The sequence below is a fragment of the Melioribacteraceae bacterium genome (genome assembly GCA_035362835.1).
GTDB lineage: Bacteria > Bacteroidota > Ignavibacteria > Ignavibacteriales > Melioribacteraceae > DSXH01.
In genome coordinates this window covers 572,811-598,917 of the sequence record DAOSDY010000002.1, presented here as the reverse complement: position 1 = coordinate 598,917, position 26,107 = coordinate 572,811, and the positions used below count along the sequence as shown (strand labels likewise).

The following is a 26,107-nucleotide window of genomic DNA, read 5'->3' as shown; positions in this document are numbered from 1 at the left end:
TCTTTCAACAGAAAATAGCGTTAAATGGTTTCTTAAATATAAAGATTGAGGTCTCCCTTATCAAGGCGGATAATTAACGGCTTGATTTGGAACTAAATTGTAATAGTCCCTCTTTATTAATATTTTGCAATCAGTTTTAATTAAAAAGGAGTAGAAATGGAAGCTTTGACGGGATTATCCCTTCTCATAATTGTTGTTGCTGTAATATTTCTGATAATAATACTCTACTATGTGCCGATCGGACTATTCATTACAGCTTATTTCTCCGGTGTAAAAGTAAAGATTTTCCGTGACCTGATCGGAATGCGATTAAGGAAAGTATCACCCCAGGTGATTGTAAGAAATTTAATTGCTGCTACGAAAGCAGGATTGGATTTAAATATTTCACTTTTAGAAGCGCATTACTTAGCAGGCGGAAACGTAACAAAAGTTGTTAACGCTTTAATCTCAGCAAATAAAGCAAATCTCGATCTTGAATTCGAGAAGGCAGCCGCAATAGATCTGGCAGGAAGAGATGTTCTCGAAGCCGTGAAGATGTCGGTTAATCCGAAAGTTATCGAAACACCCCTTGTATCTGCGGTTGCAAAAGACGGAATTCAGCTCAAAGCAATGGCAAGAATTACTGTTAGAACAAACCTCGAACGCCTCGTTGGCGGCGCAGGCGAAGCTACAATTCTTGCACGTGTTGGCGAAGGAATTGTATCTACTATCGGCTCAAGCATAACTCATAAGGAAGTTCTTGAAAATCCCGATTCTATCTCTAAGGTAGTTTTATCGAAAGGCCTTGATGCAGGAACGGCATTCGAAATTCTATCGATCGATATAGCCGACGTTGACGTTGGGACGAACATCGGCGCTATTCTTCAGACCGATCAGGCTGAGGCGGATCTTAAAGTTGCAAGAGCGAAAGCAGAAGAAAGAAGAGCAGCTGCTGTTGCATCCGAACAGGAAATGACCGCCGAAGTTGCAAGAATGCGTGCCAAAGTTGTTGAAGCTGAAGCTGAAATTCCGAGAGCGATAGCAGAAGCATTCCGCGAAGGAAATCTTGGCGTTATGGATTATTATAATTTACGTAACATTCAGGCTGATACCGAAATGAGGAATACAATCGCTAAACCTGACGAGAAAAAAGATAAAGACAGTAACTGATGGATAATATAATTGAAATAATCGTCTTCTTCTTTGTTATCTACAGTATTCTCAGCTCCCTGTTCGGTAAGAAGAAAAAACAGCAGAAGGCACAACCTTCTGATACAACTGTTCCGGATATTCCCCAGCCGACTAGAAGAGTTCCTCAAACAGGTATTCCTCAGAGACCTTCTTCCCAGGATATTCTTGAAGAATTGTTCGGCCTGAAAATCCCGAAACCTGAAGAAGCGGATCCGTATTCCCGTCCTGAAAACCAGGAGAATCTCGAATACCAGTCGTGGGACCCAGAAAAGGATTTCAAGAAAAAAGTTGAAGAAAAAGAGAAGTATGAATACAGGAATATCGAGAAAGAATATGCTGATGTGAATTACGACAGGATTACAACTCTTGAAAAATCTAAAAAGAGATTAAAACCGGCTGTTACGAAACATAAACCTATTACCATGGTTTCGCTCAATAAGCGTACTGTTGAAATAAAACAGAAACTTAGAGACCCTCAGAGTATCAGGGATCTTTTTATTATCTCCGAGATAATCAATAAGCCGAGAGCACTCAGGAAGATAAAGTAGAAATGAAAAAGCCCGCTTGAAAGCGGGCTTTTTTTTACTTCATGAATTTTGCTATCATCTCAACAACATACTTAATCTGTTCCTCCGATAATTCAGGATAGACCGGCAGCGCGAGGCTCTGTGATGCGGCAGCGTTGGATACAGGATAATCCGAATCCTTGCAATTCAGATACTGGAAACACTCCTGACGGTGGAAAGGAACCGGGTAATAAACTTCGCAGCCAATATCCTTCTTCTTCAAATATTCCCATAATTCATCCCGCTTCTCAACACGGATAACAAACTGATTATAGATATGGTAATTCTTAAGAAGTCCGTGCGCCTTCTGTTCCTCGTTCGGCATATAAACAGCTTTTGGAAGCAGAACTCTGTTGTTCGGATCGTATGTTAATTTTCCTTCCTCTTCGGCAAGGTTTGCTTCGATAAAATATTTTGTATAGAGAGCGGCGTTCATTCTGCGTTTTTCGGACCATGCATCGAGATGAGGGAGTTTAACACGAAGTACTGCCGCCTGAAGCGAATCGAGGCGGAAATTTCCTCCGATCACTTTATGGTAATACTTCGGTTCCATTCCGTGTACGCGCATTATTCTCATCTTGTGTTCAAGATTCGGATTATTTGTAGTAACAATTCCTCCGTCGCCGAAACCGCCTAAATTCTTACTCGGGAAAAATGAAAAGCAGCCGATATCGCCAATCGTTCCTACAAATCTTCCGTCCTTGTATTGCGTACCGATCGCCTGAGCGGCATCCTCTATAACGAAGAGACTGTATTTTCTAGCAATCTGCATAATCGGGTTCATATCGGCGCTCTGTCCGTAGAGATGAACCGGAATAATCGCTTTAGTCTTCGAAGTAATTTTTTTCTCAATCAGTTTCGGGTCGATATTGAAGGTAAGCGGATCGGAATCAACAAATACCGGTTTCGCATTCAAACGCGCTACCACGCCCGCTGTTGCGAAGAATGAGTAAGTCGGTACGATTATTTCGTCACCCGGCTCGATATCAAGCGCCATCAATGCCAGAAGGAGCGCATCGGTTCCTGAAGAGACACCAACCGAGAACTGGCAGTTAAGATAAGCGTTTATCTCCTCTTCAAGCTTGCCGACATCCGGACCCATAATAAAATACTGCGAATCGATTACTTTCTGGACTACTTCGTCAATTTCTTTTTTGATTGATTGATACTGCCCTTTTAAATCGAGCAACGGTACTTTCATTTTTTCTCCCTCATTTCAAAATTTATCTTTGCAAAATTATATATTATTTGTAATCCAACCTAATGAAGAATCAATTTTGAATTCAACAATGAAACTGATTGCAATCGGACGGATGAAGTTTTACATCAGCAGGATTTTTATTTGTAGCATATAGGTATTATATTTTGCCGACTTTTTCAATGATTCACTAACTAGCGGAGTTAATGTGAACCTTTCAGAACAATTCAAGAAACTCAAAGCCGGTTTCCATCCTACATTCTGGGTAGCCAATGTAATGGAATTATTCGAACGGCTTGCCTATTACGGTCAGCAGATTGTCTTTATGATCTATATGCGGAACGATCTCGGATTTTCGGAAGCCGAAGCCGGACAGTTATCGGGTGTCTTCGGCGGATTAATCTATCTGCTTCCGATACTCGGCGGAACGTTAGCCGATAAATGGGGATTCAGACGCGCGTTCAACGTTGCATTTTCGGTTCTTGCTTTAGGATATTTTTTAATCGGCTCTGTCGGTATGAGTCTCTTCTCCGGAGTCTACAGCGGAATGGATCAGTACTGGCTCCTGATGGTCTTTCTGATTCTTACAGCGTTCGGCGGTTCATTTATAAAACCTTCCGTTCTCGGAACAGTCGCGGTTACATCAACATCCGAAACAAAATCGCTCGGCTTTGCGATCTATTACTGGCTCGTTAACGCCGGAGCTATGCTAGGACCGACAATCGCATATTTCACACGCGACAGTTTCGGAAATAAAGCGGTCTATATTGTTTCTTCTGTTGCCTGCCTCCTGATGCTTATAGTAAACTTACTTTTATATAAAGAGGTTAAGAGTCCTGCAACAGACATTGTTGAGTCTTTCGGAAAGAAGATTAAAAACCTCTTCGTAGTTCTCGGAAACATTAAGTTTATGATCTTTCTTCTGATCTACAGTTTATACTGGATAATCTTCTGGCAAGAATTTATTATCGTTCCTTACTACATAACGGATTACATCGATGCGAATGCGCCGTACGAAATAATTCAGTCGTGGGCAGGCGCCGGCGCAATTATTCTTCTTCAGATACCGCTGAACCTCCTTACGAAAAAAATAAAGACGCATAACGCGATTCTATACGGATTCGCTATATCAAGTTTGATATGGATTATAATCGGCATCTATCCTAGCATACCTACGATAGTAGCCGGAATAGTTGCATTCGCAATAGGCGAAATGATACAGGCGCCGCGCTATTACGAATATATTTCCGAGATCGCACCTCCGGGTCAGCAGGGATTGTATCAGGGCTACGCGTTTCTTCCGATAGCAATCGCGCGTTTCGTAGGCGATCCGTTCGGAGGATGGCTCTACCAGTCATCCAAAGCCGCGGGCAAACCTGAACTGGTCTGGTTCGTTATGATCGGAATTGGCGTGCTTGCAACAATTTTAATGTGGATCTATAATTACTTTGTAACTAAGAGCGAGAAAGCTTAACGGAATAGAATACGTTTGACCGGACGGGCTGATGAAAGCGGTTTAATCCGCTTTCACCGGCTAAGCCGGAATCATCCGGATTCTATTAATTTTTTACATGCCTAAAAAATACCAGTTAAAGAGAGTCGGAGAGATTCCGGTTCGTAAACCTGAAGCAGATGAATCGAAATTTGTTATCAACTACCGGAACGAACTCAATCCCTCCCAGTACGAAGCGGCCTCCGCTGTTGAAGGAAATTACCTTGTAATAGCGGGCGCAGGGAGCGGCAAGACACGCACGCTCGTCTACCGAGTATCGCGGCTCGTAGAACTCGGATACGACCCTCAATCGATCCTTCTTCTTACATTCACCCGCAAAGCCGCAAAAGAGATGATGGACCGCGCCGCTATTCTCCTCGATAACAGGTGCTCAAAAATTAACGGAGGAACGTTCCACTCGTTCGCAAATCTTACGCTCCGCAAATATGCAAAAGCCGTAAAGCTCGATAACGGCTTTACTATCCTCGATCAGAGCGACAGCGAGGATGTTATAAACCTGATACGCGGACAGCTAAATCTATCCCAGCATAAGAAACGTTTCCCTAACAAGCAGACGATATTTAAAGTCCTCAGCTTAGGCGTTAATACAGGCCGGCCGGTTGAAATTATTCTTGAAGAGGAATACCCCCACTTCGCCGAATACACAGAAAAATTTCTGCAGATAAATAAAGTATACACTTCTTACAAACGTCAGAACAATCTGCTCGATTACGACGACCTGCTCGTTTACCTGAGGGATTTTCTTCTTGAATTCTCCCCCGCCGCAAAATCCCTTCTCAACACCATCAAATTTACGATGGTTGACGAATACCAGGATACGAACAAACTTCAGGCGGAAGTGATTAAAGGACTTGCCCAGGTTCACCAGAATATTATGGTTGTTGGAGACGACTCGCAGTCGATCTATTCATTCCGGGGCGCGAACTTTAAGAACATAATGGAATTCCCGAAACTCTTTAAGAACGTAAAACTGATTACTCTCGAAGAGAATTACAGAAGCACACAGCAGATACTCGATTTCTCCAACCGGATTATTGAATTCGCGATGGAGAAATACCCGAAGCATCTTTTCACGCGTAAGACGGGTGGCGACCTCCCCGGAATTATAAGCGCGGCTAATGAAAATATGCAGTCGAGGTTTATTGTAGAGAAAGTCCTCGAGCTCCGCGAGGAGGGCGTTCCGCTGAATGACATGGCGGTTCTATTCAGGTCCTCGTTCCATTCGTTCGACCTCGAAATTGAACTGAACAAAGCAAACATTCCGTATCTCAAATTCGGCGGAATGAAATTCATTGAGACCGCTCACGTTAAAGACCTTCTCGCTTTCCTGAGGATTGCTCAGAATCCGACAGATTATGTTAGCTGGTACCGGATTCTTCTGCTCCACGAAGGAATCGGTCCGAAGAAAGCTCAGATGATAATGGATGAAATAGCCGCAGGAAAACTCTCGATTAAATCGGCAGCCGAAAAAGTGGTGCCTAAAAAATATCCCGACCGCATCTACAATCTCTTTTCGCTCCTTCACGAGATCCATACAAAGAATCAGCTCCCGGCAGACAAAGCCGAGATGGCGTTTAAGTATTATGAGCCGATCTTCAAGGAAAAATACGACGACTGGAACAAGCGCCGTAAGGACCTCGATATTTTCATCAACATAAGCGAGAATTACAAATCGCTCGACAGCCTCTTAGCCGATATGGCTCTCGATCCGCCGCAGGACAGCGTTATCGATATCGACGCTACGGATAAAGAGCGGGAGTTCCTAACGCTCTCTACGATTCATTCCGCTAAAGGACTGGAGTGGCATTCGGTTTTCATTATTCACGCGGTGGACGGGTTCTTCCCCTCCTCGCAGTCGTTTGAGAAGTTTGAGAGCCTCGAAGAGGAGCGCCGGCTGATGTACGTAGCTTCCACGCGCGCCAAGCAGAATTTATTCGTCTGCTATCCGATGCATATATTCGACAGGCAGAACGGGTTTACATTCGCAAAGCCGTCGCGGTTCATCGATTCGATCTCCGAAGAGCTTGCCGACCAGTGGCTTCTTGAGGATTAATCCGCGGTAAAGAACTTAGCTGATAGAACGCGGATTCAGCGGATCGGGCGGATATCCGCGGATTTTATACATCTCATTCAAACTCTATTAAATTCTATTATGACAATAATATTCGGACCGGACTGAGATTCGCGGATTTTATCCGCGTTAATCCGCTTAATCCGCTTAATCCGTGTCATCCGCGTTCTATCCAGTTCTTCATCTGTAATCACGCTATTATAATTTAGTGTAATATTTTTCTTGACTAATTAAATTCCAATTATTAAGTTGCTTCCGTTCCTGACGGGGCCCTGCCCTCCCCGAGGGAACTCTGCCCGCTGCAACATTTATATATATTTTAGAATTAATCGAGGGGTCATTAATTCTTATCAGCTACTCACTGCATCAGATATTGCCCTGCACGTCTGACTAAAAAAACCGCAAAATTTTATGGACGATATAAAGCACCGGAGCTTCTTTTATAAATTAATAAACAATAAACCCTGCGGGAGATTTTAAATAATGCTACTCGCCCTCTGGCGGGTTAATTATTAGTTAGCTGTTTAATCAAAAAAAAAAATATTATGGGAAATCCTTTTAATCCTTTAGATTGGCTAAAAAGTGCACAAGATTGGTTCAGTCGCACTGAACGTTCAAGTGGCTTTAGGCCTTTCCTAATTTATTTAATTCTTATTTTTGGACTTGCCATTACCTTATTCATTTTGTTTCCAGAAAATCAATTCATTATTTCCACTTTTGTGTATCTAATTTTAGGTTCGTGTTTTTTATTTATCATTCTATATTTTATAAAGTCCATTCAACAACCAGACTTTTGTAGGTCAGAATCCCACGTACAAAAGGTTCTAAAGATTGAGATGGAAAGAATGGGAACCGAGTCAAAACAAGTAGAAGCTGCAGAAGTTGAAGAGGTAGAATTAATTGAAGATACTTCGATAAAACAAATTGGAGAAGCCTCTGATAAGGAGGTTGGGAAATGAAATATTATTCTGTCATTTTAGATAGGGAGCCATTAAAATCCTATAAGAAATTTCACGAGGATTTTGTTTCTCATCCAAAAATAAAAAAGTGGTGGCACTATATTAAAACTATGTACATTGTCGGCACGGATTTATCAGCGAAAGAATTATCTAACCATCTAACAGAATGTTTAAAAACAAATACATTAAAAATCAGACATTTGGTTATAAAAGTTGATTTAAATGATAGACAAGGAAGACTTCCTGATGATGCTTGGGAGTGGATTAAGAAAAACAGCTAACAAGCAACTCAACTTGACCGCTTCTTTTCTCGCTGGTTTTGTACAGTTATTAGGTTTGTCTGTATTCATAAATTTCTTATTCGGGTTTATTTCAATATGAAAATTTTTTATAAATCATTGGTTTTGTACATTCTCACAAGCCGTCTGTTCTGGGCGGCAAGTTATTTACAACACCGTTAGGGCTCAAAAATGAATACAAGAGATTACATTAGAAGTAGGCGAGAATATTTTCTAAATAATATTTCGGAGTTTAGGGATTCAAATGGACTTCTAGTTCATTTTATTCCCAGTTGTGATATAAAAGGCATAATTGATTTTGAGAATAATGAAATTCAAGAGAAACTAATGCATAGGCTTCGATATTATTTGACTGGTTCAACGAAGTCTGTTAAAGATAATTTATTTATAATAAATCTTAAGAATAAGCATAATATTATTTGTAGTAATAATGGGCAGATAGAGTTATTTCAAGCTGGTATTTCAAAAGTAAATCAGCTAGACACAACTTTGAAAACAATTCGAATAGAGGATATTTATTTAAAGGCACGTCGCTTTAGTGAAATTGTTGAACTTATTAAAACAGACTATTCAATTGAATGTGATATAGAAATGAGTTTTTCTTTAATTGGTGTTCACGGTTCATATTTAATTTCATTTGATAGCCGAAAAATTAATCCCGACCCTTTATTAACTGATATTGTAATGTTGCCGTCTTTAACTATTCCCAAAAATGAAATAACAAATCTTATGATTGTTCTTAAGAAACATTTTATGGAAGGCAATATTTTATTAACAGAAGATTTATAAAATAGCCCTAACAACCGCCTCAGCGGCGACCGCTATCATCGATGCGATCTTTTTGAGCCGCGTTTGGGTTTGCTTTTTCAGAATTAGTTTGTTGCTCAAAGTTGATTGAGTTCTTTAAACAGATTTATAAATAATAGTTGCGTTGACAAAACCAATATTGTTGTTTTGGGCGGCGGATTAGCAACTACGCCTTTAGCTAGCAATAATAAGGAGAGAAATGGCTCTTACAGATGAACAATTGGTTCCTATTAATTCTACAGTTGAGAATAGATTAGTCTTAGCTGGCCCTGGAACGGGTAAATCATTCACAATCATTGGCTTTATTACCGATTTAATAAACGCAAAAGGAATTGACCCCAAAAGAATTTTTGTTTTAACTTTCACACGTGCGGCAACCGCCGAATTAAAAACCAAAATATCAAAGGAACTTAAAATTGCCGAAGACTTACCTTATGTCTTTACCCTGCACGGCTTTTCGCTAAGACAATTGATGAAAAATTCGAGAAGGATATCCACTCTCCCTTCAAATTTTGTCATTGCAGACGACTATGAAGAGAGGAACATAATACTTGAAGATATAAAAGTGCTGCTTAACTCTAACATCAAGGAAATCAGAAGACTTTTCAATTTACTTTCTGCTAATTGGGAAACTTTAAATGCGGATCGAGATGATTGGGAACAAAACTTTGATAGTCCAGAATTTCTTGGCGCTTGGAAAGAGCATAGAGAGATATATGGTTATGGATTGCGATCAGAACTTGTATATCAATTTAAAAACATTTTAGAATCAACCACCGAAATATCTTTAGATGGACCAATAGAATATTTGATTGTTGATGAATACCAAGATCTAAATAGATGTGATTTACGCGTTATCGAAACACTCTTTTCAAAAGGAGCAAAACTATTTGTTGCTGGTGATGATGACCAAAGTATTTATGGATTTAGATATGCTTATCCTGAGGGTATTAGAAATTTTACAAATGTAATTAAGAATTCCAAATCATTCCATATTACTGAATGTCAACGATGTGATCCGAAAATACTTGAATTAGCTTCAAATGTTATTAGGCAAGATTATAAACGAATTAGTAAAACAATTAAATCTACTTCCAAAAGTATTGGTCATACTGCTCTTCTTAAATTTGCAACCCAATATGAAGAAGCAGAAAATATTTCTCGCATTATCAAGGAAATTATTGACAATAAAATATCAAAAGAAGAAGAAGTAATTATCTTACTCCGAAGTGATCATAATAAGTGTTTTTCAACTGTGCTAACCTCAAAACTTCTCGCTAACAATTTAAAAGTAAATGCCAATACAAGCCTTTATGATATTTTTGATTCCAATTTGGGACGGTATCTTATCTCTATCCTAAAACTTTATGATAATCACGAAAATGGCCTTGCCTATAGAGTTATACTAAATCTTGTTAATGGTATTGGTGGAGTAACTATAAATTCTATTTACAATCTCGCTGCAAAAAATCGAAGCGACTTTGTATCTATTTTGCAAAAAATTAAAAATGGTGAAGAAACTGACATAAAAAATCTTTCTAAAGTTCAAGAAACTTTGAAATATATTGATGAGCTGTTAGATTCGTTAAAAGCTAAGGCAGATAATTTCAACGAACAAGTCCAATTACTCAAAGAACTTTTTGAATCTCATTCTAAGGAATTTATTGATTCATTATTAGATATCATTACTCGTCAAAAAATAACAAGTATTGGTGGGCTTAATACATTTATTAATGATTTGTTTGGACCTGCAGAACCACTCGACCAAGATGTTGACGGAGTTAGAATTATGTCTATGCATCAAGCAAAAGGTTTGACAGCAGAAGTAGTTTTTATTGTAGCCTGCGAGGAAGAATATATACCTGGAAAAAATGATATAGATGAAGAAAGACGTCTCCTATATGTCTCATTGACTAGAGCTAAACATTACTTATTTATTTCTTATTGTGTTGATAGAATTGATCAACAAAGGCATACCGGTTATAAAAAAATTGATACTACAAAAAGAAATTTATCTCGTTATCTCGAAGGAATTCCAAACATTAAATCAGAGATAGGAATTAATTATAAACTGGATGCTAGCTAACAAGTTCTTCAAGACCGGCCGCTTTAAAAATAGCGGCATTTGTGTGGTAATAAAGTTTTGTTGTAAAAGTTAGTTGCTCTTTAAAGTAAGTTACAATAAAAAAGTTATTTCAAAATTATTGGCTTTTGTGTTTTAAATAGCATGGCTGTCTTGGGTGGCGGCTTAAAAACAAGGCCGTTATATGTAAATAAGATGAGGTTAAAATGGTATCCAAAATAATTTCTGGTATATTATTTATCCTAGCCCTTAATTTTATTTCCACTGTAAATGCTCAACAAAGTGATCTTGACATAATTAAAAAAACTACTGTTTTTATTGGTGAATACAATTCAAAAAAGGAACCAATTTATCATGCTACTGGATTTTTGGTATCTATTAAAAACATATTTCATCTAGTAACTGCTAAACATGTTATCATGGAATTAATTGATGATAAATTTACTGGTAAACTATTAGATGAAAATTATCAAGTATTCTTCAATTCAAAAGAAGGCATATTATTATCGCGTTCTCTAACTGAAATCAAAAATCAATACAAAGTGAATTGGATATATGATTCTAACCCAAATATTGATTTAGCTATGATTCCTTTTGCGATAGACACCCTTCACGATGACTTGCGTGTTATACCTGACAACTTCTTTTTATCTTCAAATAAAATCTATGAGGTTTATGATGTGTTCTTTGTCTCTTTTCAGCCGGGCTTACAATCAAGAAATAAAATAAATCCTATAATTCGCATAGGAGCCGTAAGTTTAAAAAATGAAGACAAATCATTTTTTATTGATGCATTTGCATTCCCTGGTAATAGCGGAAGTCCCGTATTTCTCAAGCCTTCTTTTATAAGATCAGATAATCCTGGAATAGTAAATTTGGGTGGTGATCCATATGCAAATAAATTTATTGGAGTTATAGGAGAATATCTTCCATATCAAGAAGTAGCAATAAGTGTTCAGTCTAAGCGTCCAAGAGTTGTATTCGAAGAAAACACCGGTTTATCAAAAGTCTGGTCAGTTGAATATATTAATAACATTATTTCTTCATCCTCTTTTCAGACTCAGTTGAATCGCTTGTTACAAATAATTAAATAAAGAGTTTACATAATTCGCCGCTCAACATCCGGTAGAATGCACCGGACAGGCTGGACAGCCCTGCATAAAACTGCCGGTTAGCGGCAACGCCGTTAGGCAGTAAAAAATACTATTTCATTTACTATTAAGTGTAAAGTTATTAAAATAAAAGATACACTAATATGTGTGAGAGTGACGGTAAATCTCAAGTTATAAGGGGACTAGTACTTGAAGGTGGTGGAGCTAAAGGAGCTTATGCATTTGGTTGTCTCCAAGCATTGAAAAACGCGGGAATTACATTTGACTCTATTGCTGGTTCTTCAGTTGGTGCTCTTAATGCTGCACTTTGGTCAGCCAATCGACTTGACAATGGTGAAGCATTCTGGCGTTCTCTTAGTCTCCGTTCAATTTGCAAACCACGTTTTAAATTTCTTATATATCTCCTCTTTCCATTCCATCTTTTGAGTGTTACAACAGATTCAAATATGCGATTTCAGTCTACTAAAGGAGTTCTTCATATAATCGGACGTCGAGTTTTGATGTTTTTATTTACTCTTTGGGGTGCGATTGTAGCCTTTGGTATTGCATTAGTATTTGGAAATTCCTCTGAACACTCTATGAGCTTTTGGGACGGATTTAAAAGAATATTTGAAATATTCTCGTTCAGAAGAATACCTGCAGAAATGCCATTATGGTTAGGAATTGGTATCAATATATTCTTTATTTCCATTCTATTATATTCTGCTATATTCATTTTTCTGAAAGTAGTGCCCCCAATTGGCTCACTAATTTGGAGGCACCTTAGATTAACTCTCTTTGATACTTTGCCACTTCGTAACTTGATTGGATTTGCTTTCTCCGGATCCAAACTTGCTATACCCACATATGTTACATTGTCAAAATGTGAATTAGCATTTGATCCTGACAAACCGAGCATTTCATATTTTATTCCTTTTGGTAATGGTCCTGCTCTTTGGAAACCATTCGCTTCTGAAATACAGATACCCATTTATGAAAAACTTTCTGATTCACAATCGAATCAATTTACAGATCTGTTAGTCGCCACTACAGCTCTTCCACTAGGATTGTTTCCTAGTGTTCAATTAGATGGGAAAGATTATTTTGACGGTGGAGTTTCAGATAACCTTCCATTGTGGCCGTTGTTAAACATTGAAAACTGCAATGAAGTGTGGATCGTACGTTTACAACCATTAGAACATGAAAATGACTTAGTGAATCATTGGCAGAAAGTGGATAGAAAAATTCGCGTTCCTAAATTATCAATTGATGATGCACGTAGTATGTTTGAAGCTATAAGGGGCAAATCTCCGCATAGCCAATTTGAGAAAAGTAGCATCGAGCCACCTGTGAACATCCCATTCCACCAGTTTCCGAATAAGGTTCGATTAATTACGATCGCACCCAAGAAAAAACTTGGCAAGTTCTTTAGTGGAACTATGAACTTCAAAGCAAAATATGCACAGCGCTTGATTGCTCTTGGTAAAGCGGATGCAGAAAGGATAATCAGTAACATGAGTTTTCTTTGAAAAAATAATGAAATTATTACTCGGATTTTTTATATGTAAAATCAATCAACTGCCTAACCAGCTTTTCAACACGACCGCGTTTTCAGAACGGCTTTATTCTGATTTTAGGTTTGATGAAAAAGGCAAGCATTGTTTGTAGCATTGTTCTGTTAAATAAAATTCTTAAAACTTATTGGCAATAAATTTACAGTTCATCAATACTGTTCGGGGTGAACTGGTGAAAAGTCACGTCGTTATACTGCTTAATATTTTCTGAAGTCAATATCAGTTCTTTTGTCAAAATTATGTTAAATTTATAGAAAAGATTAGAATATTATAGGATTTGAAATGTCCGAACCAAGTTTGAGCTATGTGAGCAAAAATATACTATTCCCAAATGAGAGAGAAAAGCTTTTTGATCAATATAAACATATTATTGAAACAAACTACACTTTAAACAGAACCTTAGTCAGCTTCCAAGCAAACAAAAAAGAACCATTTTACAGATGGTTAAAGTACAAAGAAGGCTTTTCTAAAAAATTAATAGATTATTTCATCGAAAAATATCATCCATCAAAGGGCCATATTTTAGATCCATTTGCTGGCTCGGGCGCAACTTTATTTGCGGCTAGAGAAAAAGGTTGGGAATCTACGGGAGTTGAACTTCTCCCAATCGGTATTTTTAATGTTGAAGCTAGGTTATCTGCGGAAAAAGTATCATTAGATAAATTCAAAAGAGAGGTTGATTCTTTTTGGGAATCTTTTGAAAATACTACAATCAATACTTCCATCATCAAACATATATCAATTACTAGAGGAGCATTTCCAGAAGAAAACGAAAGCAGCCTAAATCGATATTTAGCCTGCTGTAAAAGCATATCGGATTCTTCCATTAGAAAGCTTCTTGAATTTGCAGCATTTTCTGTGTTAGAAGAAATTAGTTTTACTAGAAAAGATGGGCAATACTTGAGATGGGATTCAAGGGCGAATCGATCCTTTGGTAATACTGAGTTTAATAAAGGGGAAATTTACAATTTTATTAAAATCGTTAAAGAAAAAATTGATGAAATATTTATTGACCTTTCACCACATCATAATCTTGAACTTTTCTCTAGAGAAGAAGCTCAAACCGAATTGATTGATCCGATAATTCTACAAGGTTCCTCTCTTGATGTTTTACCTAGAATGAAGTCCGATATATTTGATTTTGTAATGACATCGCCTCCTTACTGCAACAGATACGACTATACAAGGACTTACGCTTTAGAACTTATATTCTTAAATAACAATGATGATGATGTGAAAAAACTTCGTCAAACTATGTTGACTTGTACTGTGGAAAATAAAGAGAAATTAAATTACTTAGAAAATCTTTATACTGAACTAAATCGTCCATCTGATTACAATTTGATCAATTCGATATACTATTCTCATCCTGCAATGACGGAAATTAATGATATACTTTCCAAATTAAATGGACTAGGCAAACTCAACAACTCAAACATTCCTAGAATGGTAAAGAATTATTTTTACGAAATGCTTTTTGTCATTTATGAAATGTATCGTCTTTTAAAATATAATGGTGTCGTTGTAATGGTTAATGATAATGTTAGATATGGAGGTGAGGAAATTCCTGTTGATCTTATTCTTTCTGACTTTGCAAAAATAATTGGCTTCAAAATAAAAAAAATATGGACTTTACCAACTGGTAAAGGTAATAGTAGTCAACAAATGGGTGAACACGGGAGAAGTGAGCTTCGTAAATGTGTTTACATATGGGAGAAATAAAATGCCTTTTAATAATCACATTAAAAAATGGGAAGATTTAGTAACAACACAAGAAGCGACAAGAAAAGGATTTGTAGCAATTGCTTTTGAAAAAAATGTTAAAGCTACACCTTTTATTCAAGAAGCAAGAATATTAAAAGTTTTTGCTGAAAAGGCAAAGAACGCAAAAGAACTGCTGAAGTTAGAAGAAATTTACCCCTCATTACTTTCAGCTTCTGGTTTAAGTGATAAAGCTCAAGGTCATCTAACAGAGTCAGATAAAAATGAGGCTATTTCACAATTAATTGAAAAATTTTTAGAACCTTCGGGCAAAGATTTTATTGAAGAGTTAATTTATAGATTTTTACTCACCAAAGGAGATGCTCTTGGTGGTATTATGAGAAATATTGCTGGTACTCTCGGTGAACGTAAATTGATACGAGCACTAATTTCAACTTTTTCTTTAAAAGGAATTAGTTTCAAATATTATCATAAAGATACTAAAACTTGGATAGCTGGTGATTCTAAAGATATGACTATTGACGAAAACACGAAGGGATTGTATTGGAAATATAAAAATAAAAATCGAACACTGGTATTAAATATTACTCCACCAGTCGTTAATAAAAACGTCGATTTGTGTTTATTTGATTGTGAATATAGCGAATACATAAATGGGGATGCCAATTCTATTCATACAAAACCTGACAAATACATTGCTCTTGGTGAATTGAAAGGTGGAATTGATCCAGCTGGAGCTGATGAACATTGGAAGACTGCAAATACCGCACTCGGTAGAATTAGAAATTCATTTAATGAACATAAATTATCTCCAAATACTTTTTTTATTGGTGCCGCAATCGAAAGAAGTATGTCCCAAGAAATATATAATCAACTTGTTGATAAAACATTGACTAATGCTGCCAATCTAACTAACGAAAAGCAATTAGTTTCTATATGTGATTGGTTATGTAATCTTTAATCAAAACGCAGTATAACAAGCCGCTCAACACGGACGGACGGCCTGGCATAAAAATGCCGGTTAGCGGCAACGTCGTTATCGATAGAATTTTTATGCTCAACACAATCTACATAGCCACAAGTCTGGACGGGTACATCGCGCGTTTGGACGGAAGCATCGACTGGCTGATGGATATTCCGAATCCCGACGGAAGCGACTTCGGATTCGGCGATTTCATAAAGCGGATCGACGCTATCGTAATGGGGAGAAACACTTACCAGACCGTTGAGGCGTTCGGTTCGTGGCCTTATACAAAGCCGGTCTTCCTCTTAAGCACTACTCTAAAGAAAGACCAGTTGAAATACCGGGATAAGGTTGAGATACTGAGCGGAACGCCGGAGGAGATCGTAAACACGCTTAACGGACGCAATTACAGAAACCTCTACATCGACGGCGGAGAAACAATAAGAAGATTTTTAGAACGCGGACTTATAGACGAAATGATAATAACAAAGATCCCCGTCCTGCTCGGCAGCGGTATTCCCCTCTTCGGCGGCATTGAGACGGAGCAGAAATTCAGACACGCAAAAACGGAAATACTCAACGACTCGCTCGTAAAAAGTTATTACGAAAAAATCTAAAGGGGCTTTTATGAAAGCTTCCGATAAGCCGATCATAATCGAAGAGAGATACAACGCTTCCGTTCAGAAAGTCTGGGACGCACTTACAAACATCGACAGGATGCGCCTCTGGTACTTCCAGAACATTCCCGACTTCGTACCCGAAGAAGGATTTACTACACAATTCAATGTTGAGAGCGGCGGGCGGGACTTCCTACACATATGGAGGGTTACGGAAGTAATACCTCTTCAGCTGATTAAATACTCCTGGGAGTTCGTTGGGTATCCCGGCAGATCTACCTCCGCATTCCATTTATTCAGCGATAACCAGTCGACTCTTCTCCGTCTGGTTGTAGAGGTTCAGGAGGATTTTCCGGAGTTCATACCGGAGTTCCGGCGCGAGAGCTGCATTAACGGCTGGGAATATTTTTTAAAGGGAAACCTTAAAATCTTTCTCGAGAAATGATTTTTAATATTTACTTAAGATCAATAAATGCCTCTCCTCCCTATCTTAAAAATAAAACCGTATCTTAACGGTATCCAAAATCAGAAAGGAAAAGAGAATGAATAAATTAACCGGCCTCCTGCTAATTCTTTTAATTATTGCCGCCTGTTCTCCGGATGAAAAGAACGCATCTAAAGATGAAACTCCCGGCAAAAACGCAGCGGCTTTAAATGACACCACTCCAAAGGTTACCGGGATTGGTGGAATCTTCTTCCGTTCGAAAGATCCCTCCAGGGTAAAAGAGTGGTACGGAAAGAACCTTGGATTGGCAATCGACCTCTACGGTTCGGTATTCGAGTTCAGGAACGCCAACGATCCGGGAGAAGTAAATTATCTCCGCTGGGCTCCATTCGAAGAGAAGACCGATTATTTCGATCCTTCCAAAAAAGATTTTATGATCAATTACAGAGTTAGAAACCTGAAAGGATTGATCGCGAATCTTAAAGCCGCAGGCGTGACCGTCCTGGGTGAAATACAGGATTATGAATACGGCAGTTTCGCGTATATCCTAGACCCGGAAGGAAACAAGATTGAGCTCTGGGAGCCGGTCGATTCTGTCCTGACAAAAATGGGCGGTGTTACAACCAAATAATTTTTTTCCAGGTAAATGGAAAAATCAATGAAAAATATTGAAGGATTGAGAGCCGCTTCGGAGGAACTTAAAGAATGCCTGAAGAAAAGCGATACGGAACGGCTTAGTGAATTGATATCAGGCGATTACCGGGGATTCAGCTTAAACGGTACTGTTGAGACGAAGAAAGAGATTATCGACTGCTATGCGCCCGGAAAAGTTGTAATAACAGAATACAGTGTTGAAGATGTTCATTACGAAATCTCGGGAGAGCTCGGGATTGTCTCCGGCAAAGGATTTATCGCGGGCAGTTTTAATGAGTATAAGTTCAGTCACAACGTTCTCTTCACGGATATTTTTAAGTATGAGGGAAATTCCTGGAAGTATTACAGGTCGCATGAGACTGAAATAAAATCTTAAAAGACAAAAAGGATGGTTGAGAATCTCATAATACCCCGGCAGAACTTATTGGCAGATTAAATAAATTTATAGATTTCAAATAAGTATCGGTTCATTTATAAATCACTTAACAGTTTTCCATTTTATAAAATCATGAGTTATCGAATGAAACTGAGACGGAGTTTAGTCTTTATATTATTTGTACTGAATATATCTGGATTAAACGCGCAGTGGACCGAGGTTACAAACCTTCCTGAAATAAGGCAGCTTAAATGTATTGATGCTATCGGAGAAAACTTTGCTGTAATCGGTACATACCCGCAGGGAGTATTCGTAACAACTGACGCTGGAAGATCGTGGTCCGTAAAACCGATTCCTTACAGTTATCCGGTCGATATCTCAGCCGTTAACGAAACAACTTTTTATGCCGCTCTTGGAAACGGTAATTTCATCAAAACAACTGACGGCGGAGATTCCTGGACAGAATTTTATACAAATCCCGGCAGGACTTATTTTGCAAATTATATCGAAATGTTCAGTCCGATTGAAGGGATCGGTATGGGAGACGCTCCTGGAACTGGATCGGTAAAAACACTTATTCCTTTGTTTATAAGGATGACCAACGGAATTGACTGGCTGGAAACATGCAGGCAACAGCTTGGAGGAGGCGCGGCAGACGGCTGGCAAAGTGTTGATTTCGTTGATAACGATGTCGGTTTTTATTCACCTAAAGGCGGTCCACCGCCGAGATGGTTATGCAGAACTTACGACGGCGGAATTAACTGGGAGGAGACTCAATTCGGAGTCTATGCTAATGTTCTAAAATTTTATGACCGGGACTACGGATTTCTTGCGGCTGTTCCGAATCTCTACCGTACAACGAACGGGGGCAATAGCTGGACTGATTTTCCGCTGACTCAAAACACGAATGATTCTCCAGCGCGTGATATCGAGTTTGTTCCGGATCATCCTGAACTCCTCTGGATCAGTTCTTATTCAAGACTTTTACTAAGCAGTGATTCCGGGAAAACTTCTGTTGAACAGGTTATCCCCTACGCTTTTCATCCTTTCGATATTGAATTCGGAAATCAAAGAACCGGCTGGATTACAGGCAGCGACGGCAGATTAATCTATACGAATAATTGCGGAGGATTGATAAGCGGTTCAGCCGATCACAGACCGGTTCCAGAAGAGATTGAATTGTTTCAGAATTATCCCAATCCTTTTAATCCTGTCACAACAATCCGGTTTTCTGTAGGATGGAAAAACGCAGGAGAGATTGTTTCACTGAAAATCTTTGATCTTCTCGGTCGCGAAATAAAAACGCTTGTGGATGAATTTAAACCGCCCGGATTTTATGAAGTTACTTTCGACGGAACCGATTTATCTAGCGGTGTCTACTTCTACAGGATTAATTCGGGGAATAATTCATTAATCAGAAGTATGCTTTTAGTCAAATAATTACGTTATATTTTCCTTCAGATAGTTTTGGGAATAATAGGCTCAGAATAATTCAATATCAATTTCCGAAAGGATAAAATGGAAGCAGAATATAAATCGCAGTCATCTCATAAATTAATTTTCTACGGTATACTCCTCTTTCTCTTCGGATTACTAACGGGTTTTCTAATACCCGCACTTCAGAATCCGAGGATGGGATTATCGAGTCATCTTGAAGGAACGATGAACGGAATGCTTCTGGTTCTGTTCGGACTAATCTGGCCGAAGCTTAATCTATCCGATAAAACACTCAGATGGGGATTTGTGCTCGCGCTTTACGGTACATTCGTAAACTGGGGTACTACTCTTCTGGCCGCAGTATGGGGCGCGGGAAGCGAAATGATGCCGATTGCAGGCGCGGATATGACCGGAACTCCATTCCAGGAGATACTTATCAAATTCGGATTGATCTCCCTCTCAGTATCAATTGTCGCGGTCTCTGTTCTGATACTTTTGGGATTAAGAAATAAATTAACCCTTAAATAGTGTTTGATTCGTGAGCAGAATATTTTGAGGAATAATTTTACTCATCGGGAGTAATAACATGAATTTCTTAAAAAGAAGTGAAGTGTTTCAGATGGGAATGCTGGATATAGCTCTTTTAAAAATTGCTGTATTTGCAGCTACTCTTCTCCTCGCAAAATTGTGGGCGCCTGTTCTAAGTCTCGACTGGTACTGGTATCTTATAATCTGGATCCTTGCGGCGGTAAAACCTCTCCTCTCATTTTTTAAGTGAAGGGATCATTCAAGTTCAGATATCAGTAGGTACTTTTATTTTTTCCATTATGAATCTATATTTTTTTTAATTCCATAATCCCCTATCTTTGCAAAGACTAAAACAGAGATTGCATGTACGACATTAAAGAGCTAATCCAAAAAGCGGTCGAAGCCAAATCCAAAGCCCTTCCGACATATTCAAACTTTCATGTAGGAGCCGCATTATTAACCGAGAGCGGCAAAATATATCAGGGCGCCAATATCGAGACTTCATCCTACAGTTTAACCATATGCGCAGAAAGGACAGCCGCATTTGCGGCAATACTTGACGGGCACAGGAAATTCAAAGCGATTGCCCTAACAGGCGATACGGAAGATTTCCTTCCTCCATGCGGAGCCTGCCGGCAGGTTCTTGCAGATCTTTGCGGAACCGATCTCGATGTTATCTTTATTAACAGTAAAAATGAAACCAAAGTAGTTAAGCTGAAAGAGCTGATCCCCTTTTCATTCAGTGAGGAGTTTTTAAAGAAATGATGGAATTCCAGGCACACGCAACACCCAAGGAGACCGGCTGGATTGAAGTAGTTGCCGGATGTATGTTCAGCGGCAAGACCGAGGAACTGATACGCAGATTGAGAAGAGCCAAGATCGCCAAACAGAACGTTAAAATTTTCAAACCGAAAATTGATATACGCTACTCGGTGGGCGATATCGTTTCTCACAGTGAACAATCGATGCCTTCAATTCTGGTTGAGAACGCAAAGGAGATACTGGATTACGTTGATAATGCCCAGGTGGTAGGTATAGACGAAGCGCAGTTCTTCAATGCCGATCTTATCGAAGTCTGCAATAAACTGGCCAACGAAGGTAAAAGAGTAATTGTAGCCGGGCTCGATCAGGATTACCGCGGCATTCCATTCGAACCGATGCCGCAGCTTCTTGCAATTGCCGAGTATATAACCAAAACACTTGCAATCTGCGTCAATTGCGGAAATCCCGCCGATAAAACACAGCGTAAGGTCGTTTCATCGGAAAGAGTTCTTGTTGGAGCGGCCGACAGCTACGAAGCCCGCTGCAGAAAATGTCATTACATTCCCGAATAAAAAACTGGTGATAAATGGATTTCACTTCATTGTTACGCGGCATTCTAGGTATAGCTATTCTTTTAGGAATTGCTTTCCTTATATCGAACAATAAAAAGAAGATCAACTGGCGGCTGGTTCTAAGCGGTCTGGCAATTCAGATTGTCCTTGCCATATTCATCATAAAAGGCGATCAGCTCGGAAGTTTTTTCGGTCCGCTCGGATGGATTAAAGAATTTTTCCGTTTCGTAAGTTCATTCTTTGTATTGATATTGAACTTCACTTCCGAAGGAGCGAGATTCGTTTTCGGTAGCCTCGGACTCGGACCCGGCAACGAGGGAAGTATAGGTGTCTTCTTCGCGTTCCAGGTATTGCCTACAATAATCTTTTTTGCGAGTCTGATGTCTCTCCTCTACTATTTGGGAGTTATGCAGAAAATAGTTCAGGGGATGGCGTGGTTCATGGCAAGAGTAATGGGAACGAGCGGCGCTGAATCATTGTCCTGTACCGCAAATATATTTGTCGGACAGACCGAAGCCCCATTGATGATAAAACCGTATTTGAAAGGGATGACGCAGAGCGAGCTTCTTACAATTATGGTCGGCGGAATGGCTACTATAGCCGGCGGAGTAATGGCGGCATACATTCAAATACTCGGAACCGCATTCGCACAGGCGAACAACATTCCGATTCAGGAAGCGCAGCTCCTGTTCGCTACGCATCTTCTCGGCGCGAGCGTTATGGCAGCACCTGCCGCCCTGCTTGTTTCTAAAATAATGTTTCCGGAGACCGGCGAACCTGAGACAAAAGGGACCGTAAAAGTATCTGTCGAAAAGAACGCATCGAATGTAATTGAAGCTGCAGCCGTAGGCGCAAGCGAAGGTTTAACACTCGCTTTAAACGTAGCAGCAATGCTGATTGCGTTTATTGCTCTTATAGCACTCATAAATTATTTCCTCGGATGGGTCGGCGATCTATTCGGATTCAACAGATATCTTACTCAACAGTTCGGAAATAAGCTTTCACTGCAGCTTTTATTCGGTTCGGTGCTTCAGTTCCTTGCTTACGGAATCGGTGTTCCGTGGGAGAGCGCCTATCACTTCGGAAGCCTCATCGGCACCAAGGTGGTTCTCAATGAATTTGTAGCTTATCTCGATATGAGTAAACTCGTTGAGATGAAGTCCCTGATGGATGAAAAAGCAATATTAATGGCTACATACGCTTTGTGCGGATTTGCAAACTTCAGTTCGATAGCTATTCAGATCGGCGGAATATCCCCGCTGGCGCCCGACAGAAGAACCGACCTGGCAAAGCTTGGAATCCGTGCTGTTATCGGAGGAACAATATCGACGCTTCTAACTGCAACTCTGGCGGGTATTTTGTTTTAATGGTGAATCTGAACGAGAAATACCGGCCGATAATTGAATCGATGAAAGCGGAAATTCCGTTTGAACCGGAAATCTGTATTGTACTCGGCAGCGGATTAGGCGACTTTGCAGAGAAAGTTAAGACAGTCAAATCATTCTCCACCGCATCATTGCCCGGTTATCCCAAATCGACAGTTGAAGGACACCAGGGCTATCTTCACTTCTCTGAATATGCCGGTAAAAAACTTCTGATAGTTCAGGGAAGAATTCATTTCTATGAAGGATATAAACTATCCGAGTGTATTATACCTGTTCATCTTGCCGCTAAGCTGAACTGCAAAAAAATAATTCTTACAAATGCTGCCGGCGGAATAAACACCAATTTCAAGCCGGGCGACCTGATGCTTATCTCCTCATTCAACGGAACCGCAATTAAAAAAGAATTAACGGAAGTATTAGGACTTACAACAATTGACAGGCGGAACGGGTTTATTGATTTCCCTTCCGGAGAGATTAATGATAAAATAAAAATTGCCGCGCTGAAGGAAAAAATCTTATTAAGAGAAGGTGTTTACTGGTTTACTAAAGGCCCCAGCTACGAAACTAAAGCGGAAATAAAAATGATGCAGAAGTTCGGCGGCGATGCCGTCGGGATGTCCACATTCCACGAAGCCGTATATGCTTCTTATTTGGGTCTTAAAGTCGGGGCAATCTCCTGTATAACAAATTTTGCTGCCGGGCTCTCCTCGCAGAAATTATCCCATTCGGAAGTGATGGAAACAGCCGAACATGTAAAAATCGATTTCGAGCGGCTTGTAAAAAAAATAATCGAACTGATCTGATTAGTTACCTAAGATTGTAGCAACCATTCCAGCCGCCGATATAACCGCGGTTTCAGTCCTTAACCTGTTCCCTGTCAGCTTAACGAAGTAACATTTTTTCGTCATAAATATTTCTTCATCCGCAAAGCCACCTTCCGGACCGAAAACAAAGTAGAAATTTTCATCACCGAATGAGGGACCGGAAGTTGAAAGGAATTTGTCGAGTTTTAAGCCGGCTGTCTGCTCGAAAATAATCCGTTTACCGGGTAAACCTGCGATTTCGGAAACTGATCTGAGATGTTGTACAGTCGGTAAGTATGACCTTAAAGATTGTTTCATAGCAGCCATTAGAACTTTCTGCCATCTGTCGATCTTCGGACCTTTGGCAACGGTCCTGATCGAATCGAAGATTATGAAATTTGTTATGCCAAGCTCAACACATTTCTCCAGGGCAAATTCAAAACGGTCCTGAGTCCTTAACCTCGGGATACAGAAGAATATTTTTTCCAGCGGATTGCCGTAATGCAACACTTCACTAATAGAGCATTGAATACTGTTCTTGGAAATTGATTCGATCCGGCTCTTGAATATATTTCCTTTTCCATCAGTAACAGCAAGCGGATCGCCTTCCCTGTGCCTCATAACATCTTTTATGTGATGAACTTCTTCACCCGTAATGGATATTTTATTCTCAATTACTGGATCGGGTGAGTAATAGAGATCTGTATTAGAAAGAAAATCCGGTGCCAATTAATATTTCTCCTATGCCGTATTTATTGAATGCATACTCTAACCTAAGCGCATTGTAAGGTAGCACTAAAATAGTTAATCCGAAACCGTAACCCGGATAAAAATCAGAAAATCTGAACCGATGATTATTATTAAAAACCTGACCCGCATCGGCAAATGCAGAGAGATAAATGCCGATTCTGGCAGATGTTAACTGTTGCGGAATTAACGGGATTTTAATACTGAAATCAAATTCTTTGATTAAAGGATAGCTCATTTCCACAGATGCAATAATTGAATTATTCCCTTCATGATTATCATTACTGTAGCCACGTACATATTCTCCGTAACCGAAGTAGGAATAATCATAGTAAGGAATAAATCCTCCGAAGGTATGACGGAATGCGAATCTCCACCTTGCCGAAAGATCGCTAATAATGCTCCTGTATTCCCTGAAATCAAACTCGAATACATTGTAGCTTATGCTGTTTATTCCGAACCCGTTATGTTTTAGTGATACGGAAGAAAAAATTCCATTCTGGGAGAATTGCTTCAGGTCCCTCGAATCATAATCATAATTGACTTTAAGAGAGAGTACTCGATCTATCGGCCTGCCCGATGCCGTAATCCTCCCTTTCGATTCTTCCGGTCCCTCAATATAATCGAAACCTGCAGTGCCATATAATTCGTTGAACTGATCAATTCTCTTACCGAGTGAAAAGCCTATAGAATAGAATTTATATTCGAAATCACCGCCGTAAATTGTTTTAGCATATTCACTTTTATTGCTGAGTTTAAGAAATGATAATCCGAAACTGATTCCGAGATTATTCTTAAAATCGAATGCAGGATTTTGATATAAAAGTGCAAAGTAGGGATCGTAACCGAGACTAATTACGGAACGGAGGTGCTCGTTCCGCCCCCTGAAATTCTTGAATGAAAGATTGACACCGAAGGAGTATTTGCCTGAAGCCTCATTATTGCGCCTTATAAACGGAATAGGATAGATATACCAGCTTTCTGCCAGGTCGATAATTACATTTTTTTTATCCTGATCGGACGACGCTTCAGTTTTAAGATCAACCCGCGTGAAAAGCCGGAGACTGAATATCCGCTCCCTGTTATAGCGCAGATCAGAGGTTGAGACCACATCGCTCGATTTAAATGTTAATTCACGGAGGATTATATATTCCTCGGTTATATCGTTGCCGGAGATCTTAATTGAATCGACAATAAAATATTCGTTATCAACATAGAGTGAATCGGGAGCAGCAGTAAGAATGGATTGAAGAAAAATAAAAATGCCGGCTGCAGTTATGAAGTATTCCTTTTTAAAGAATTTCATTGCAACCGGCTTTCTGATTAACTCTTCGATGAAAATGATTTACAGTTATTGTATTCAACAAAAATGCATTCATCCTGAATTGTAATAATCCCCTTTTCAATAACAGGCTTAACTGCATTATCGTTTCTAATACCCTGCTGAAGCCAGAGGGCTTTAGGATTTTTCTCAAGCACTTCTTCAATTAGAGCGGGAATATCTTCGGAGCGCCTAAACACATTAATTATATCCACTTGATGCGGAATATCTGAAATAGATTTGTATACTTTTATTCCGTCCGCATCTCCATCACCGAACGAGGGATTTACTCCGACAACATCATAGTTATGATCAGCAAGGAACGAGGCAATCTTTCTGCTCGTCTTCCACTTTTCCCTCGAGATTCCTACAACCGCAATTGTTTTAGAATCTTTTAAGAGCCGGCATATATTTACTTTATTATCCGTATTCATCACTCACAT

General features: G+C 39.3%; 27 protein-coding genes. 23 read left to right on the top strand and 4 right to left on the bottom strand.

From position 1 onward, the window contains the following. Positions 1-156 precede the first annotated feature (156 nt). Positions 157-1,149, top strand: a complete 993-nt coding sequence (gene floA / locus PLZ15_09845; protein HOI30045.1) for a flotillin-like protein FloA — start codon at positions 157-159, stop codon at positions 1,147-1,149. After that, positions 1,149-1,718, top strand: a complete 570-nt coding sequence (locus tag PLZ15_09840; protein HOI30044.1) for a hypothetical protein — start codon at positions 1,149-1,151, stop codon at positions 1,716-1,718. Before floA ends, PLZ15_09840 begins: the two co-directional genes overlap by 1 nt. A gap of 34 nt (positions 1,719-1,752) precedes the next feature. Here PLZ15_09840 and PLZ15_09835 read toward each other — a convergent pair whose 3' ends face one another. Next, positions 1,753-2,937, bottom strand: coding sequence for a DegT/DnrJ/EryC1/StrS family aminotransferase (locus PLZ15_09835; protein ID HOI30043.1), 1,185 nt, complete (start codon positions 2,935-2,937; stop codon positions 1,753-1,755). A gap of 205 nt (positions 2,938-3,142) precedes the next feature. Between PLZ15_09835 and PLZ15_09830 the strand changes: the two genes are divergently transcribed. The 21 genes from PLZ15_09830 to PLZ15_09730 all read left to right on the top strand — a co-directional run bounded on the left by PLZ15_09830 (position 3,143) and on the right by PLZ15_09730 (position 23,596). Further along, complete coding sequence (locus PLZ15_09830) at positions 3,143-4,408, top strand: MFS transporter (GenBank protein ID HOI30042.1); 1,266 nt, start codon at positions 3,143-3,145, stop codon at positions 4,406-4,408. A gap of 97 nt (positions 4,409-4,505) precedes the next feature. After that, positions 4,506-6,500 carry an ATP-dependent helicase gene (locus tag PLZ15_09825; protein HOI30041.1) on the top strand — a complete coding sequence of 665 codons (1,995 nt, stop codon included), beginning with the start codon at positions 4,506-4,508 and terminating at the stop codon, positions 6,498-6,500. A gap of 563 nt (positions 6,501-7,063) precedes the next feature. Further along, entirely contained in the window at positions 7,064-7,477 is a 414-nt protein-coding gene (locus PLZ15_09820; protein HOI30040.1) for a hypothetical protein, read from the top strand. After that, positions 7,474-7,758: a hypothetical protein gene (locus tag PLZ15_09815; protein HOI30039.1), complete on the top strand. Its 285-nt coding sequence runs from the start codon at positions 7,474-7,476 to the stop codon at positions 7,756-7,758. Before PLZ15_09820 ends, PLZ15_09815 begins: the two co-directional genes overlap by 4 nt. 189 nt (positions 7,759-7,947) lie before the next feature. Beyond that, positions 7,948-8,565 carry a hypothetical protein gene (locus PLZ15_09810; protein ID HOI30038.1) on the top strand — a complete coding sequence of 206 codons (618 nt, stop codon included), beginning with the start codon at positions 7,948-7,950 and terminating at the stop codon, positions 8,563-8,565. A 217-nt stretch (positions 8,566-8,782) separates the two neighbouring features. Next, complete coding sequence (locus tag PLZ15_09805) at positions 8,783-10,669, top strand: ATP-dependent helicase (protein HOI30037.1); 1,887 nt, start codon at positions 8,783-8,785, stop codon at positions 10,667-10,669. A gap of 203 nt (positions 10,670-10,872) precedes the next feature. Further along, on the top strand, positions 10,873-11,760 hold the full coding sequence (locus PLZ15_09800; GenBank protein ID HOI30036.1) for a serine protease: 888 nt from the start codon (positions 10,873-10,875) through the stop codon (positions 11,758-11,760). A 161-nt stretch (positions 11,761-11,921) separates the two neighbouring features. Then, complete coding sequence (locus PLZ15_09795) at positions 11,922-13,286, top strand: patatin-like phospholipase family protein (protein HOI30035.1); 1,365 nt, start codon at positions 11,922-11,924, stop codon at positions 13,284-13,286. A 327-nt stretch (positions 13,287-13,613) separates the two neighbouring features. Beyond that, positions 13,614-15,053 (top strand): DNA methyltransferase, encoded by a 1,440-nt coding sequence (locus PLZ15_09790; protein HOI30034.1) that lies wholly within the window; start codon positions 13,614-13,616, stop codon positions 15,051-15,053. A gap of 1 nt (position 15,054) precedes the next feature. Beyond that, complete coding sequence (locus PLZ15_09785) at positions 15,055-16,014, top strand: AvaI/BsoBI family type II restriction endonuclease (GenBank protein HOI30033.1); 960 nt, start codon at positions 15,055-15,057, stop codon at positions 16,012-16,014. 53 nt (positions 16,015-16,067) lie between these two features. Then, complete coding sequence (locus tag PLZ15_09780) at positions 16,068-16,634, top strand: dihydrofolate reductase family protein (protein HOI30032.1); 567 nt, start codon at positions 16,068-16,070, stop codon at positions 16,632-16,634. A 10-nt stretch (positions 16,635-16,644) separates the two neighbouring features. Then, positions 16,645-17,079 (top strand): SRPBCC domain-containing protein, encoded by a 435-nt coding sequence (locus PLZ15_09775; protein ID HOI30031.1) that lies wholly within the window; start codon positions 16,645-16,647, stop codon positions 17,077-17,079. A gap of 97 nt (positions 17,080-17,176) precedes the next feature. After that, positions 17,177-17,710, top strand: a complete 534-nt coding sequence (locus PLZ15_09770) for a hypothetical protein (GenBank protein ID HOI30030.1) — start codon at positions 17,177-17,179, stop codon at positions 17,708-17,710. Between the two features lie 27 nt (positions 17,711-17,737). Continuing rightward, on the top strand, positions 17,738-18,109 hold the full coding sequence (locus tag PLZ15_09765; protein ID HOI30029.1) for a nuclear transport factor 2 family protein: 372 nt from the start codon (positions 17,738-17,740) through the stop codon (positions 18,107-18,109). Between the two features lie 144 nt (positions 18,110-18,253). Further along, entirely contained in the window at positions 18,254-19,549 is a 1,296-nt protein-coding gene (locus tag PLZ15_09760; GenBank protein ID HOI30028.1) for a T9SS type A sorting domain-containing protein, read from the top strand. Positions 19,550-19,627: 78 nt separating this feature from the next. After that, a complete protein-coding gene (locus PLZ15_09755) occupies positions 19,628-20,074 on the top strand; it encodes a hydrogenase (GenBank protein HOI30027.1) in 447 nt (148 codons plus the stop codon). 58 nt (positions 20,075-20,132) lie between these two features. Continuing rightward, the gene (locus tag PLZ15_09750) at positions 20,133-20,324 is read left to right on the top strand and encodes a hypothetical protein (protein HOI30026.1); all 192 of its coding nucleotides are present in this window, start codon (positions 20,133-20,135) and stop codon (positions 20,322-20,324) included. Positions 20,325-20,437: 113 nt separating this feature from the next. Next, positions 20,438-20,839 carry a cytidine deaminase gene (gene cdd / locus PLZ15_09745; GenBank protein ID HOI30025.1) on the top strand — a complete coding sequence of 134 codons (402 nt, stop codon included), beginning with the start codon at positions 20,438-20,440 and terminating at the stop codon, positions 20,837-20,839. Further along, entirely contained in the window at positions 20,836-21,408 is a 573-nt protein-coding gene (locus PLZ15_09740; protein ID HOI30024.1) for a thymidine kinase, read from the top strand. The genes cdd and PLZ15_09740 overlap by 4 nt, the downstream gene beginning before the upstream one ends. A gap of 14 nt (positions 21,409-21,422) precedes the next feature. Next, positions 21,423-22,775 carry a nucleoside transporter C-terminal domain-containing protein gene (locus PLZ15_09735; GenBank protein HOI30023.1) on the top strand — a complete coding sequence of 451 codons (1,353 nt, stop codon included), beginning with the start codon at positions 21,423-21,425 and terminating at the stop codon, positions 22,773-22,775. Beyond that, complete coding sequence (locus PLZ15_09730) at positions 22,775-23,596, top strand: purine-nucleoside phosphorylase (protein HOI30022.1); 822 nt, start codon at positions 22,775-22,777, stop codon at positions 23,594-23,596. The genes PLZ15_09735 and PLZ15_09730 overlap by 1 nt, the downstream gene beginning before the upstream one ends. Here PLZ15_09730 and PLZ15_09725 read toward each other — a convergent pair whose 3' ends face one another. The 3 genes from PLZ15_09725 to PLZ15_09715 are packed head-to-tail and all read right to left on the bottom strand — an operon-like array spanning position 23,597 to position 26,098. Continuing rightward, positions 23,597-24,325: an RsmE family RNA methyltransferase gene (locus PLZ15_09725; GenBank protein HOI30021.1), complete on the bottom strand. Its 729-nt coding sequence runs from the start codon at positions 24,323-24,325 to the stop codon at positions 23,597-23,599. Then, on the bottom strand, positions 24,303-25,649 hold the full coding sequence (locus PLZ15_09720) for a POTRA domain-containing protein (GenBank protein ID HOI30020.1): 1,347 nt from the start codon (positions 25,647-25,649) through the stop codon (positions 24,303-24,305). Before PLZ15_09720 ends, PLZ15_09725 begins: the two co-directional genes overlap by 23 nt. 17 nt (positions 25,650-25,666) lie before the next feature. Beyond that, a complete protein-coding gene (locus tag PLZ15_09715) occupies positions 25,667-26,098 on the bottom strand; it encodes a CoA-binding protein (GenBank protein ID HOI30019.1) in 432 nt (143 codons plus the stop codon). Between the last annotated feature and the right edge of the window lie 9 nt (positions 26,099-26,107).